Raw genomic sequence first — 14,646 nt, 5'->3', positions numbered from 1 at the left:
GTTTATTCAACCTCTTTCAATAAGTTAATAATTTCTTCTTCTGATTGGGCATCAGCCAATTTTGCCACATTATTAATATCACTACAGAAAAGGGCAATTTGGGAGAGAATGCTCAAGTGTTCATTGTTCAAACCAGCGATACCAAAGACTACCGTTACCACACTAGCTTCATCGGAGTCGTCAGCGCTAAAGTCCACCCCCATTGGAACTTGGACAATAGAAATTCCGGTTTTTTTGATAAACTTTTTTCCTTCATCGGTACCGTGAGGAATAGCGACAAAGTTCCCCATGTAAGTGGAAACGTCGGAATTGCGGGCAATCATGGAGTCAATGTACTCAGGTTCCACGCAACCAGCATCAACTAAGAGCTGACCAGCCATGCGAATAGCTTGGGTTTTAGTGGCTGCTTGGGCATTTAACGTAATCATATCTTTTTGTAATTCCATTTCATTTCACCGCTTTCCTAGTTTAATTTGTCAACCAAAGCTGGGTATTGGTCAGAAGTTAATAAATTGTCAACGACTAAGACTTGTAAATTAGTGTAGCGTAAACGCAAGTTCTTAGCAGCTTCTGGTGTGGCCACAACTAAGTAACTAGCATCGTCTTGGATATCGTCAATAGCAGTGGCGGTAACTTTGGTAGTTTTTTGTGCTTTATGCATTAAAGCTTGTAGTGAAGCAACGGCCATGGTAGCTGTTCCGACGTGTTGGTCGTGACGAACATAAGTTACTTCTTTAACTTTACTTACATCGATATTATCAACATTGTCAGTTGAATTTTGGTTCTTTGGTTGTTCTTCAGTAGCTGATTGACTATCAATTTGAGTTAAGGCCTTCAAGTTAGCCACAATTTCATCATAACGTGGACTAGATAAGAAGTTATCGACGGCAACGTGCATAGCACTTGGCGTCCGTTCAGCAGCCCGTTCAGCTAATTCTTCTTGAGTAATGACTAAAAGGCCTTGTTCGTCTTGCAATTTGTTAACGGCTGTATTTGTGACAGATATATTTTCAATGCCGGCCTTTTTAACTTTATCGCGTAAGAGAGAAGCCCCCATTGCAGAAGATCCCATCCCAGCGTCGCAAGCGAAAATAATCTTTTTAACATCACGGTAGCTTTCTACGGAAGTTTGGGCTGCTTGAGCTGACATAACGCTTTGACCTTTAGATTCAGCTTTCATTTCTTGCATTTGGGCTTGCTTTTCAGCGAAAGAGTCGTCGTCTTCAGACTTATCGGCTTTCAAAATAATAGCAGCGATTGCAAAAGAAACTACAGCTGCAACTAAAACCCCAGCGATAACACCAAAGTAAGCACCTTTGGCGGTCATCAAAAGAATAGCAATGATAGAACCAGGTGAAGCAGCAGCTTTAAGACCACCACCTAATAATTGGAAGGTGAAAGTTCCACTGACCCCACCAGCAATGGCAGCTAAGATCAAGGCTGGTTTCATCAAAACGTATGGGAAGTAAATTTCGTGAATCCCACCGAAGAATTGGATAATGGCTGCCCCAGGAGCAGAAGCCTTGGATGAACCTTTACCAAAGAACATGTAAGCTAATAAAATCCCTAAACCAGGACCAGGGTTAGATTCGAGTAAGAATAAAACAGACTTGCCAGCAGTGGCAGCTTGTTGTACCCCTAAAGGAACTAAAATCCCGTTCCCAATAGCATTGTTCAAGAATAAAATCTTGGCTGGTTCGATGAAGATATTAGCTAAAGGTAACATGTGAATGGAGATAATCCAGTCAACCCCTTTAGCCATGAAGTTACTTCCGGCGGTAACCAATGGGTTAACGATGTAAGTTCCTAAGATGGCTAGTAACATCCCAATAATTCCGGCGGAGAAATTGTTGTAAATCATTTCGAAACCGGAACGAATCTTTTCTTGGAAGAGTTGGTCGAATTTCTTCATACACCAACCACCAAGAGGTCCCATAATCATAGCTCCTAAGAACATTGGAATGTCGGCTCCGACAATAACCCCCATCACAGCAATGGCCCCGACAACGGCCCCACGTTCTTCGTAGACTAACCGGCCCCCGCAGTAGGCAATTAATAATGGCAATAGGTAATTAAGCATAGGGGTGATTAATTCGGCAATTTTCGCAACAGGTATCCAGCCGCTCTTCATGAATAAGGCAGTGATTAACCCCCAGGCGATAATCGCTGCGATGTTTGGCATAACCATACTAGAAAGGTTAGTACCAAGCTTTTGAATCTTCGCTTTAAATGAAGATTTTGACTTTGTGTTATCCATCGTCTTTTTCCTCCTTTTATTATCTACAAGTATATGTTAGCGCATTCATTAAACGGTTACAATAAAATGAAAATGGCACTTTGGCACAGTAAATTGTGCCAAAATAAAAAAACTAGGATAAAATCCTAGCTTTGGTGATCTTTAATAATTTTTTGCGAGTATTCAATGAACCTTTGAGCTAAATTGTCTTGAATTTCATGAAGGTTCCCCTGTTCAAAAAGACGTAAATTATCTTGGTTAAGAATAATGTTACTAGAAATTAAGGACATAAGTTTACTTTGATTTTCATCCATGTCGGTGGGACCTAGCATTAATAGGAAACGACTGACCTGAGTTGATTCTTGGTCCATGGTTATCATGGTGAGAGGTTCTTTAAGATCAAAGATACTGAAATAACAGTGTCTAATGTGAGGATTACTGGTGTGCAGTAGAGCAATCCGAGAATTAGGAAGGGCAATTGGCGCCAATTGACTACGCTTAAAGAGGGCCTGTCCAATCTCATCTACTTGAGTCGTAATAAGTGTAGGAATTTGTTGGCTAATTAAGGCAATGCTAGCTTTTAAATCGAGATCCTGGTTGTTGAGCTGACTCAAGCTAGTCAAAGCTAAGAGATCCTTGGCTCGGTCGAAGAAATTGGTTTCTTTAGCAAGAAGTTCAAAAGCGGTGTGTTGCACAATAGGAGTAATCTCGGCTTTTTTTTGCGGTTGTAACTCTGCCAGAGCCGAGCGAATCATTTGTCTTTCTTGGCGAGTAATCAAAGGGCTAACCAAGAGATATTCGTGCTTAAAACCTGGTAATTTAAGGGTCGAGAGAATAATATCATACTCATCTAGGTTAGTCGTAGCTAGATTTGAAACCCTTAGGGGGGTAATCTTTTTAAATTCACCAAATTCTTTTTCTAATTGACTTATGAGCATGGCTGACGCACTAATACCATTTTCACAAATGACCAGGGCACTGAGACTATTTTGGTTCAAGCGTTGAAATTCATTAGCAAAATATAGGAGTAGGAGCTGAAATTCAGGTTGTGAAAGCTGGATTTGTCCAAAATGTTTCTGCCAGGCAAATTGAATGGCAGAGAAAAGTTTCGGGTAGTCAGTTTCAAGTGCCGTTAAGGTTTCGATATTAGCGTTGGGGAGTTGTTGGATATTCTTCTGGCTAATATTGAAGATATGTTTGGTCAAACGTCGCAAAAAACTAGGGCTATTTTGAAAGTCACGTCCAAACCTTTCCGAAACTTCTCGGATAAAACTTTGCACTTGAACGGTAATAGTAAAAGATTGATCACGATCCAGACTGAATTGCAAAGGAATATAATCTGTGGCCTGGATTTGTTGGGCCAAGAAAATAATGTCTTGGAAGGTGATGTTAGCCTGGTATTTAGCAGGTAAAGTCTTAACAATTTCCGCAACTTTGGCTTGGTAGGCGAGAACATGGTTATCGGCAGGTTGTGCCTTGAGATGATGACCGCGCCCCCCGCAAGAAATGGCTAAACTAAATAAAATGATGAGTTGAATCATTTGTTGGTCTGAATTAAGGGCTACGGAATCAAGGATAGGTTTTAGTGCGTGTCGGCAGAGGAGAAGTAAATTTTTATCTAATAAACTTAAAAAGAAGTTATCACTAGTTGTTTGGTTAGAATCTAGATACTTCATAAACGTGTATTCATTGATTTCCGAAAGCAAGATTCCGCAAAGCAAAAGTCGCTTTTGGCTTTCATCGCCTTGAACTTGAATACCGTACCCTTTTTTACGAATTAAGGTTAATTCATAATTAGCTAATTGCTTTTCAACCTCATCTAAAGTACGTTGCACGGAACCTTCGCTAATTTGCAGTTCGAGGGCGATACTGGCAATTTTTAACGGTTCGTCCCTTTGTAGTAAAATTGCTCCGATAGCATTATGCCGTTGACTGCTAGTGATGGTTGGCTTGGTAGTGGATTGTAATTGAGCTTGTAATTTAGTCAAGGAAGTTGGGTCACCAGTAATTTGATAGTGGCGGTGTTTATTTTCCAGGCTAAGGCCTTGGTTTTGTAAGAAAAATTTTAAATCCGCCAATTCACGATAAAGGGTCCGTCGACTGATATCGGTTAACTTTTCTAAATCATGTGAGCCAATACCGTTGGTAGCTGTCATAATAGCGTGTAAAATTTCTTGTTGTCTTTGGGTTAACAAAACCATAGCTAAAAGCTCCTTTCTTATTCACTAATATTATACCAAGAAAGCGATTAAATAACAGAAAATGACGGAAAAATTTGGTGAATAAAATCACAAAAATAATATTTTTTGTAAACGGAAACATCATTCTGGGAAGGGTACTTTTGAACTGAATAACATTCACATATATAAATCTTCTTAAATTTCATTGAACTTTTTTCACAAAAAGAGGTTGATTTTTTTGAAAAAGGGGCTTATTATCATAAGTGAAGAAAATCACAAGTGAGTTTCAAGAAAGTAAATCTCTGTTTGGTAATAATTTTAGGAGGAAACCCTGATGGTTAAAGAAGAAAGCAAGAACACTGAATTAACAGCACAAGAACAAGCACAAGCCTACACAGGTCAATTGGTTGATAAAGCATTGGTGGCTGAAGAAACTTTTGCAACTTTTTCACAAGAACAAGTTGATAAAATTGTTGCAGCTATGGCCCTAGCTGGTTCGGAAGCAGCTTTGGAATTAGCTCACGAAGCCGTTGATGAAACAGGCCGTGGAGTTGTGGAAGATAAAGATACTAAGAACCGTTTTGCGACTGAAAATATCTACAACCTAATTAAAGACCAAAAGACTGTGGGAATTATTGGTGAGGATAAAGTTAATGGCCAAGTAAAAATTGCGGCACCTTTAGGGGTTTTGGCAGGGATTGTGCCAACAACGAACCCAACTTCAACCACGATGTTTAAAATTTTGGTAGCCTTAAAGGCTCGTAATGCGATTGTCTTCTCCTTCCACCCTAAGGCTACTAAGTGTTCTGCGCATGCTGCACAAATTTTATATGATGCAGCAATTAAGGCCGGGGCACCAGAAAATATTATTCAATGGATTGATAAGCCATCGCTTGAAAATACTAGCGCCTTGATTCAAAATCCTAAGATTGCTGCAATTTTAGCGACTGGTGGTCCTGGCATGGTAAATGCGGCCTTGAAGTCTGGGAATCCATCTATGGGGGTTGGAGCCGGTAATGGGGCCGTCTATGTGGATCACACCGCTTACCTTGACCGTGCGGTTGAAGACCTCTTATTATCCAAGCGTTTTGACAATGGGATGATTTGTGCAACTGAAAACTCTGCAGTGGTTGAAGCGCCAATCTACGATGAATGGTTAGCTAAAATGCAAGCGAAAGGTGCTTACTTAGTACCAAAAGCTGATTACCAAAAATTAGCTGATTTTGTCTTCAATGATAAGCATGGCGTTAATGGCCCGGTAGCCGGGATGTCTGCTAGTTGGATTTGCCAACATGCTGGTGTCGAATTACCAGCCGGGAAAGATGTTTTATTATTTGAATTAGACCCTAAAAATATTGGTGAAAAGTTATCTTCTGAAAAGTTGTCTCCGCTCTTGTCAGTTTATAAAGCAAAGGATCGTCAAGATGGAATTAAGATTGTGTCTGCCTTGCTAGCTTACCAAGGTGCCGGTCACAATGCTGCTATTCAAATTGGTTCTCAAGTTGATCCATTTATCAGTGAATTTGGTGATAAAGTTAAAGCGGCGCGGGTCTTAGTAAACCAACCAGACTCCATCGGGGGGATTGGTGATATTTACACTGATGCTTTGAAAGCTAGTTTGACTTTAGGAACTGGTTCATGGGGCAAGAACTCCTTGTCACACAACCTATCAACGGAGGATTTGATGAACGTGAAAACAGTTGCCAAGCGGCGTAACCGCCCACAATGGGTACGTTTGCCAGAAAAAATTTACTACGAAAAGAATGCGATTACTTACTTGCAAGATGAAACTGAAGATATTAACCGTGCTTTAATTGTTGCTGATCCTGGAATGGTTCAATTTGGTTTTGTCGACACTGTGACTGCTCAATTGGCGCTACGGGAAAATAAAGTTGTAACTTCCGTTTATGGTACAGTACGTCCTGACCCAACTTTAGGTCAATCAATTGAAATTGCACAACAAATGAAGCAATTTAAACCAGATACCGTAATTGCTTTAGGTGGGGGTTCTGCTCTCGATGCGGCTAAGATTGCGCGTTATATCTACGAATATTCTCTTGATCAAGCAGAAGGCTTCTTGGATTCATATGAAGAAGTAAGTGAACTCTTTACCCGCTTGCAACAAAAATTCATTGATATTAGAAAGCGGATTGTGAAGTTCCACCACGCAACTCAGACACGTCTCTTTGCAATTCCAACCACTTCTGGGACAGGATCTGAAGTGACACCATATGCCGTAATTACTGATGATAAGACTCATGTGAAGTACCCATTGACTGACTACGAATTAACACCACAAGTAGCTATTGTTGATCCTGAATTTGTGATGACTGTACCTAAGCGAACTGTTGCGCTTTCTGGTTTAGATACTTTATCTCACGCTTTAGAATCTTATGTTTCAGTGATGGCATCTGATTTAACTCGTCCATGGTCTTTACAAGCAATCAAGTTAGTCTTTGAAAACTTGGAAGCATCCTATAAGTATGACCCACAAAACCCTACTTTAGAAGGGGAACAAGCTCGCGAAAACATGCACTATGCTGCTACTTTAGGTGGGATGGCTTTTGCCAATGCTTTCTTAGGAATTAACCACTCCGTAGCTCACAAGTTAGGTGGGGAATTCGGCCTACCACATGGTTTGGCAATCTCAATTTCAATGCAACCTGTTATCCGCTTTAATGGGGTTGATGGACAAGTTAAGCGTTCGGTTTTCCCACGTTACGAAGTTTACCGGGCTCAAAAGGACTACGCCGACATTGCTCGTGCCCTAGGTTTAACAGGAAAGAACGACGCGGAATTAGTAGATGCGTTGTGCAAGAAGATCCAATCCTTAATGGAAGCTTTAGATGTGCAAACTAAGCTTTCTGAAAATGGGGTATCAAAGGCAGACTTCGATGGTGCTTTGGATAAGTTAGTGGACTTGGTTTACAATGATCAATGTACCCCAGCTAACCCACGGCAACCACGTTTGACTGAGATTCGTCAACTATTAATCGATCTATTCTAAATAGCTAAAATGGTGAGTAGTTCTCGTAAAAAGAGGGCACTCACAATTTTTTGTGCTTGGACTTAATTTTTAAAAATAGATATAGACCAATTTTAAATGAAGTTACTTGACATGGTATATTTAGGGGTGTATATTAGCGTTGTTATCGGATTTTGATTCGATAAGATTTAATAGACCAATTTTGAAAATGAAACAAAAACTTAAGAAAAAAGGATGGACAACATTATGTGTGGAATTGTTGGGGTAACTGGTCGCCAAGATGCGACGGAAATCTTATTACACGGCTTAGAAAAATTAGAATATCGTGGTTATGACTCAGCCGGAATCTTCGTCTCTGCTGAGGATGGTCAAAACTACTTAGTAAAAGAAAAAGGTCGGATTGCTGATTTACGCCAAGAAGTTGGTGATGATGTGCATGGTTCAACAGGGATTGGGCACACTCGTTGGGCGACTCATGGGGTACCAAGTCGTGATAACGCTCACCCTCACGTTTCTGAAGATGGTCGTTTTTACTTGGTTCACAATGGTGTGATTGGTAACTTTGCGCAATTGAAGGCTGAATACTTAGCTGATGTGAACTTCAAGTCAGAAACTGATACCGAAGTTATTGTACAATTAATCGCTCACTTCGCTAAGGAAGGGATGGACGCCAAGGCTGCCTTTAAGAAGGTATTATCTTTAGTCGACACTTCATCTTCCTATGCCTTCTTATTAATGGATAGTCAAGCTAAGGACCACACTTTATACGTGGCTAAGCGCAAGAGTCCACTTTTAATTGGGGTTGGTAAAGATTTTAACGTGGTATGTTCTGATGCGATGGCCATGTTAAATGTAACCCACGACTTCTTGGAAATCGCTGATGGTGAAGTCGTAACTATTACGCCAGCTTCAGTTGATATCGAAGATGCTGAAGGTAACAAGGTTGAACGTGCCCCATTCCATGTAGACACGGATGCTTCTGCCGCTGAAAAAGGTGCTTACGAATTTTACATGCTAAAAGAAATTGACGAACAACCTGCGGTTATGCGGACTTTGGAACAAAAGTACTTCGATGAAGCTGGTAACATTTTAATTGACCAGGATTTACGTGATGCCATCAACGCCGCTGACCGTCTCTACATTGTGGCGGCTGGGACTTCTTACCATGCTGGTTTAGTAGGTAAGGAACTTTTCGAAAAGATAGCCGGTGTGCCAACTGAAGTGCACGTAGCTTCTGAATTTGCTTACAATATGCCATTGTTGTCTGCAAAGCCATTCTTTATCTTCTTAACGCAAAGTGGGGAAACGGCCGACAGTCGTGAAGTATTGGTAAATGTTAACAAGTTAGGCTACCCAAGCTTGACCATTACGAACGTACCAAACTCTACCCTTTCACGGGAAGCTTCCTACACCTTACTCTTACATGCTGGTCCTGAAATTGCTGTGGCTTCAACTAAAGCCTACACAGGTCAAATTGCAGTTGAAGCAATCTTAGCTAAAGCCATGGGTCAAGATAAGGACTTAGAAGTAGCAAAGAACTTTGACTTGACAGGTGAATTGACCAAGGTTGCTAATGGGATGCAAGCTTTAGTTGATGAAAAGGGTCAAGTAGAAAAACTAGCTGCTGATGTTTTAGGCACAACTCGTAACGCCTTTTACATTGGTCGAGGAATCGACTATGATGTTGCTTTAGAAGCAGCCTTAAAACTGAAGGAAGTTTCTTATGTGCAAACAGAAGGTTTCGCATCTGGTGAATTAAAGCACGGTACGATTGCCTTGATTGAAAAAGGAACTCCTGTGATTGCGATTATCACAGATCCTAAGACAGCAGCTCATACCCGCTCTAATGTGCAAGAAGTGGTGGCTCGTGGAGCTAACGTCATCAGCATTGCAGCTGAAGGTTTAGCTACTGATAAGGATCAAATTGTCTTGCCAGAAGTACACCCATTATTGACGCCACTTGTTTCTGTGGTTTCAGGTCAATTATTAGCTTACTACACAAGTAAACAACGCGGTTATGATGTGGATAAGCCTCGTAATCTGGCTAAGAGTGTGACCGTTGAATAAAGAAGAATGAAACCGAAAGTATCCGCTCCGTTTGTGAGGGGGTACTTTTTTATGGTTTATTCTGGGGATTATCATTATCCGCTGGATTGTGGCTATAATGGTTGTGAAAATAATTCTGACCCTCAGCTAAGAAATTTACTGAAAAGTCTTGAAAAAATTGCAGTTTTTGTATAAAATTAATAAATGCATGGATTAAATAGAAGGGAGGCATAACAATGTCACAAAACACACACGTTGGTGTCGGTAACGACCGTCGCCCAGTTAACTCAAGTAACGTTAAGAAGCGTCGTGCACAACACAAAGCAGTGCTTGATTTCTTGAAGGAACGCGATGCAGCTGACCAAGCTAAATAATTAGGTCCACTTGGTGTCAACCACGTGGAGCTCGATTTTAGGCCGTAAAGGATTCTAACTCGAGTGGGAATCTGACCTAAGATTAAGTTCAATTAATTGAATAAAGAATTGCTCCACATGGGCCCACTATGGTGCACATGTGGTGTTTTTTTGTGCGAAAAAGCTCGAGGGGTACCCCCGAGCTCTAGTCTAATTATTATTTTTTCTTAAAAGCACTTTGGCAAAAAGCTTTGAATTTGGATATGAGATAAGGTGTTAAAGCGACTTGCGATGCACAAATTTCATCAAGTTGGTAGACAGTAACATCAGTCTTTTGTGCTAGTAAGTTAGTCGTGTCTTTGGGATAAGCGCTTGATTTCTGAACCAAAAACAAGTCAGGAACCTTGCGGATATCGAGATTTTCAAAAAGTTTGGTACCTTGAAGATCATCCCAGCCACCAAAGAAGGCTCCGCCACGATAATGGAGGGGACTGACCCGCACGTCTTCTTGACTAAAGACTTGGTGATTAGTGCTTAAAAGAGCCATTAAGACGGCTGAATTAGCTTGGAAATCAAGTCCCACTAAAAGATAACGGAAGGGATCTAAACCGTACTGGTAGGCGTGTAACAGTAGCCAGCGGGTAGCGGTTTTAATCTTGTAGTTAGCTTGTAAATCATGTTCACTGACTTCTAAATAAGCTAAAGCATAGCCAGCTTGTACCAAAGAGTTAAAAGCATCGAAAGGCCAAGCTTCTTGGTTACAGCTCCGCACGAGGAGAATGAAAGGCTGATGTTTTTTCTGGTTAGTGGTCAGAGTCTGTAAATGGAGGATTTGGTCAGGGGAATTCCCGTAATTTAAATTCAGATAAGTTTCAATGGTTGGTAAAAAATTTGAGTCGGTAATTGTGTGAACTTTGAGCATTGTCTTTACTTTCTATTTTGTTTTTTTATTGTAATATGAAAAGAGCCGGTCCGCCCGGCTCTTTTTGTGGAAGTGACTTTAGGGGAGATTATAGGATAAGGAAACGTTTTCCTTATCTTCACTTTTATTGTAGCATTTTTGTGGTAAAAATCAAGGAAAAACCTAAGTATGATAGAGTTGCTGGCCTTGTAATTCCCGGCTATTTCCCGTAAACTATAAATGATTGTAAAAATCTGCTATGGCAGAGAAAATGTTGAAAATGAATGATAATCGAGGATAAAAAATGACACCAGAACAGTTTCGTCAGGTTTTAGCTGCTCAAGGTTTGGAGCTGAGCGACCACCAAATGGAGCAATTTGCCCAATATTTTGAGTTTTTAGTCGAAACCAACAAAAATTTAAACTTAACGGCAATTACTGCTGAAAACGATGTATACCTAAAACACTTCTACGACTCTTTATTACCGGCCTTAACAATTAAAGATTTACAGACAGAAAAATTAACTTTGTGTGATGTGGGCGCTGGTGCGGGCTTTCCTTCTATTCCTATGAAAATTGCTTATCCCAATTTAGAAGTTACGATTGTGGACTCTTTGAACAAGCGGATTAATTTCTTAAAGGAATTAGCAGCTAAGTTAGGTTTGGATGGGGTGACTTTCTATCACGCTCGTGCTGAAGAATTCGCCGGTAAGCGATCTGAATTCCGGGAAAGTTTCGATGTCGTAACGGCGCGGGCCGTGGCGCGGATGTCTGTTTTAAGTGAATTGTGCTTGCCTTTAGTCAAGCCTAATGGTCGTTTCATTGCTTTAAAGGCCCAAAAGACCCAAGAAGAAATGGATAATGCCCAAGTGGCTATTAAAACCTTAGGAGGGAAGGTCAGTGCCGACTTTGAATCAACCTTACCTGAAACGGGGGATGAAAGGCATATCGTGGTCATTGACAAGGTCGCTGTTACTCCTAAGAAGTACCCACGCAAGGCTGGTACGCCGGCTAAGCAACCTTTAGGTGAAGTTAGCAAGTGAATGAGGGGGAGTTGACTATGTCCGAAGAAGTCCATAAACTGGCACTTGAAGATATCCGTCCTAACCCTTATCAACCCCGCAAAGTTTTTAGTTCTGAAGCATTGGAGGAATTAGCTCAGTCTATTGCCCAAAATGGGGTTTTTCAACCTATTTTAGTGCGCAAGTCCCAAATTTTTGGTTATGAATTAATTGCTGGGGAAAGAAGGTTACGAGCTAGTGAATTAGCGGGTAAAACGACTATTCCGGCCATTATTCGCTCTATGGATGATCAAGAGATGATGGAAGTCGCTATCTTGGAAAATTTACAACGCGAAAACCTTAGTCCTTTAGAAGAAGCCCAGTCCTATCAAGAATTAATTGAGCGTTTGAATTTAACCCAAGAGCAATTGGCGCAAAAATTAGGGAAATCTCGGCCCTATATTGCCAACTACTTACGACTTTTGGGGTTACCGTCTAAAACCAAGCGACTTTTGCATGAGGGTAAGTTATCTTATGCACAGGCGCGAACTTTATTAAAGGTTAGTGATGCTCAAAAAATTGATCACTTGGCCCAAGAAATTGTCAATCGTGGGTTGACTGTTAAGCAAATTGACCAAGTAGTTAAAATGCCACCAGATGTCAAAAAGACAAAAGCACAATCAAATTCAAAGACTGATTCTTATCAAGCAGAGGCGGTACGGATTTTAGAAGAAAAATTAGGGACGAAAGTTAAACTAATACCACAAAAAAAGGGTGGTAAAATAGAAATTAGTTATGCTTCAGTCGCTGATTTTAATCGTTTATTAGAATTATTGGAAGGAAGGTAAGCAAGATGGATTACGATTTACATGATATTATTGAAACTAAGAAGCCTCACCCTTGTGGGACCAATCGCTGGCAAATTATTCGGATGGGGATGGATATCAAGATTAAGTGTACTGGTTGTGACCGTATTTTGATGATGCCCCGGCGGGATTTTAATAAGCGGATTAAGAAAGTACTTGAAAAAGCAGAAAATTAAACAAAGAAAAGGAAGAAGATTATGGCATTAACAGCTGGAATTGTTGGCTTACCTAACGTAGGTAAATCAACATTATTTAACGCAATTACCAAGGCAGGGGCCGAAATGGCTAATTACCCCTTTGCGACTATTGAACCAAATGTAGGGATGGTAGAAGTTCCTGATAAGCGGTTAGCACGGATTGATGAATTAATCCCGGCTAAAAAATTAGTTCACACCACTTTTGAATTTACGGATATTGCTGGAATTGTGAAGGGTGCAAGCAAGGGGGAAGGTTTAGGAAACAAGTTCCTGGAAAATATTCGTCAAGTAGATGCAATTGTACACGTGGTACGGTCCTTTGATGATGAAAATATTACCCACGTGGCTAACAAGGTGGCGCCTTTAGAAGATATTGATACCATCAACTTGGAATTAATCTTGGCCGACTTAGACTCGGTAAACAAGCGTTACGAACGGGTTAAGAAGGTGGCGCGGACTAAGGATAAGGCTGCAGTTGCTGAATTTAATGTATTGGAAAAAATTAAGCCCGTTCTAGAAGCTGGTAAATCGGTTCGCTCTATTGAATTTACTCCGGAAGAAACTAAGATTGTTAAAGGTTTATTCTTATTAACTTCCAAACCAGTTTTATATGTAGCTAATATTTCCGAAGACGATATGGCTAACCCAGAACAAAGTAAGTACTACCAGGAAGTAAAGCAATTTGCTGAAAGTGAAGGTGCTCAAGCTTTAGCCATTTCTGCACGGACAGAAGAAGAAATTGCCGAATTAGATGATGAAGAACGCCAATTCTTCTTGGAAGACTTGGGTGTAGAAGAGTCAGGTTTAGACCGCTTGATCCGGGCTTCTTACAAGTTATTAGGTTTAGCAACTTTCTTCACGGCTGGTGGTAAAGAAACGCGAGCTTGGACTTTTAAGCAAGGTATGAAGGCCCCACAAGTTGCGGGGGTTATCCACTCTGATTTCGAACGTGGTTTCATCCGGGCCGAAACCATGTCCTTTGATGATTTGGATAAATATGGTAGCATCCAAGCCGTGCGTGAAGCCGGACGCTTACGTCTTGAAGGTAAGGACTATGAAGTTCAAGATGGTGACATTATTGAATTTAGATTTAACGTATAGGAGCGATTGTGATGGAAGATAAGAAACCAAGAAATGAAGCTGCCGGTCAAAAACAAGCTGAAGTTCGCAAAGAAGAAGTGGCTCAATATACTGTTCAAAAGCAAGCTAAAACCAGTGAATTAACTAACAAGAATGCCGACTACATGTTCCACTTCCAAAAAGCTTTGGCTAAGACGGATTTGCCTAGTGAACGTCAAGCAGAAATTGTGGCAGAAATGACGGCTGAACTAAAAGAAAAACAAAAAAACGGGGTCGTAGCCAATAAGCTTTACGGACCCGTGACTGAAAAAGTCAAAGAATTAGTAGAAGCTCCCGCTAAAGCTGAAGCCAACAAGCCCCAACCATTCTGGATGACAGCACTAGATAATGGTTTGATTATGTTGATTTTATTCTGTGTAATGTACGCTCTGTTAGGTTTCTTCGACCAAAAGAGTATCAATACTCAAGCTAATGGTTGGTTAACGTTATTGGTAACTTCCGTAGTGGCCGGGACTGGTTTGGCTTACTTCTACACGGCTTTATCACCAGAAAAGATGGCAGCATCTAAGCACAAGTGGTTGAAGATGTTTGGGGCCACCGGAGCTTTGATTATCGTGTGGTTAGTGGCTTACTACTTAGTCATGTTAGTTCCAACAGAATTTAACCGTACTTTAAGTCCGATTGCTTACACCATTTTAGCTATTATTGGTTTCGGGGTTCGTTACTACCTCAAGCAGAAACTTGGTTTTAAGCGGGTAACATTCTAGATTTAAAGAAGTCTGTTTCAGTTTGAAGCAGGCT

13 protein-coding genes are annotated in these 14,646 nt (G+C 40.7%); 9 read left to right on the top strand and 4 right to left on the bottom strand.

From position 1 onward, the window contains the following. Positions 1 to 2 precede the first annotated feature (2 nt). The 3 genes from FC36_RS05795 to FC36_RS05785 all read right to left on the bottom strand — a co-directional run bounded on the left by FC36_RS05795 (position 3) and on the right by FC36_RS05785 (position 4,437). The gene (locus FC36_RS05795) at positions 3 to 446 is read right to left on the bottom strand and encodes a PTS mannitol transporter subunit IIA (RefSeq protein WP_023860368.1); all 444 of its coding nucleotides are present in this window, start codon (positions 444 to 446) and stop codon (positions 3 to 5) included. 17 nt (positions 447 to 463) lie between these two features. After that, positions 464 to 2,257 carry a PTS mannitol transporter subunit IICBA gene (locus FC36_RS05790; RefSeq protein ID WP_023860369.1) on the bottom strand — a complete coding sequence of 598 codons (1,794 nt, stop codon included), beginning with the start codon at positions 2,255 to 2,257 and terminating at the stop codon, positions 464 to 466. 125 nt (positions 2,258 to 2,382) lie between these two features. Continuing rightward, positions 2,383 to 4,437 carry a BglG family transcription antiterminator gene (locus FC36_RS05785; RefSeq protein WP_025020412.1) on the bottom strand — a complete coding sequence of 685 codons (2,055 nt, stop codon included), beginning with the start codon at positions 4,435 to 4,437 and terminating at the stop codon, positions 2,383 to 2,385. A 313-nt stretch (positions 4,438 to 4,750) separates the two neighbouring features. On the opposite strand from FC36_RS05785, the gene adhE reads away from it, so the two are divergent. The 4 genes from adhE to FC36_RS12255 all read left to right on the top strand — a co-directional run bounded on the left by adhE (position 4,751) and on the right by FC36_RS12255 (position 9,822). Continuing rightward, positions 4,751 to 7,423, top strand: coding sequence for a bifunctional acetaldehyde-CoA/alcohol dehydrogenase (gene adhE / locus FC36_RS05780; RefSeq protein ID WP_056986763.1), 2,673 nt, complete (start codon positions 4,751 to 4,753; stop codon positions 7,421 to 7,423). A gap of 225 nt (positions 7,424 to 7,648) precedes the next feature. Further along, positions 7,649 to 9,469 (top strand): glutamine--fructose-6-phosphate transaminase (isomerizing), encoded by a 1,821-nt coding sequence (glmS, locus tag FC36_RS05775; RefSeq protein WP_035191419.1) that lies wholly within the window; start codon positions 7,649 to 7,651, stop codon positions 9,467 to 9,469. Between the two features lie 51 nt (positions 9,470 to 9,520). Continuing rightward, a complete protein-coding gene (locus FC36_RS12605; RefSeq protein ID WP_263640275.1) occupies positions 9,521 to 9,643 on the top strand; it encodes a hypothetical protein in 123 nt (40 codons plus the stop codon). Positions 9,644 to 9,684: 41 nt separating this feature from the next. Further along, the gene (locus FC36_RS12255; protein WP_164478243.1) at positions 9,685 to 9,822 is read left to right on the top strand and encodes a hypothetical protein; all 138 of its coding nucleotides are present in this window, start codon (positions 9,685 to 9,687) and stop codon (positions 9,820 to 9,822) included. Positions 9,823 to 10,018: 196 nt separating this feature from the next. Here the strand turns inward: FC36_RS12255 and FC36_RS05770 are convergent, their stop codons facing one another. Next, the gene (locus FC36_RS05770) at positions 10,019 to 10,723 is read right to left on the bottom strand and encodes a hypothetical protein (protein WP_023860373.1); all 705 of its coding nucleotides are present in this window, start codon (positions 10,721 to 10,723) and stop codon (positions 10,019 to 10,021) included. A gap of 283 nt (positions 10,724 to 11,006) precedes the next feature. On the opposite strand from FC36_RS05770, the gene rsmG reads away from it, so the two are divergent. From rsmG to FC36_RS05745, 5 genes are read left to right on the top strand one after another with little or no spacing between them, the layout of a single operon-like run. After that, the gene (gene rsmG, locus FC36_RS05765) at positions 11,007 to 11,744 is read left to right on the top strand and encodes a 16S rRNA (guanine(527)-N(7))-methyltransferase RsmG (RefSeq protein ID WP_023860374.1); all 738 of its coding nucleotides are present in this window, start codon (positions 11,007 to 11,009) and stop codon (positions 11,742 to 11,744) included. A gap of 17 nt (positions 11,745 to 11,761) precedes the next feature. After that, complete coding sequence (locus tag FC36_RS05760) at positions 11,762 to 12,550, top strand: ParB/RepB/Spo0J family partition protein (protein ID WP_025020413.1); 789 nt, start codon at positions 11,762 to 11,764, stop codon at positions 12,548 to 12,550. Between the two features lie 5 nt (positions 12,551 to 12,555). After that, a complete protein-coding gene (locus tag FC36_RS05755) occupies positions 12,556 to 12,744 on the top strand; it encodes a DUF951 domain-containing protein (RefSeq protein WP_025020414.1) in 189 nt (62 codons plus the stop codon). 21 nt (positions 12,745 to 12,765) lie between these two features. Beyond that, a complete protein-coding gene (gene ychF / locus FC36_RS05750; protein WP_023860377.1) occupies positions 12,766 to 13,866 on the top strand; it encodes a redox-regulated ATPase YchF in 1,101 nt (366 codons plus the stop codon). 11 nt (positions 13,867 to 13,877) lie between these two features. Next, entirely contained in the window at positions 13,878 to 14,612 is a 735-nt protein-coding gene (locus FC36_RS05745) for a DUF1129 family protein (RefSeq protein WP_023860378.1), read from the top strand. The last annotated feature ends 34 nt before the right edge of the window (positions 14,613 to 14,646 follow it).

Source organism: Ligilactobacillus equi DSM 15833 = JCM 10991 (assembly GCF_001435735.1).
Taxonomy (GTDB): Bacteria; Bacillota; Bacilli; order Lactobacillales; family Lactobacillaceae; genus Ligilactobacillus; species Ligilactobacillus equi.
This window is presented reverse-complemented; position numbering and strand designations above follow the sequence as displayed.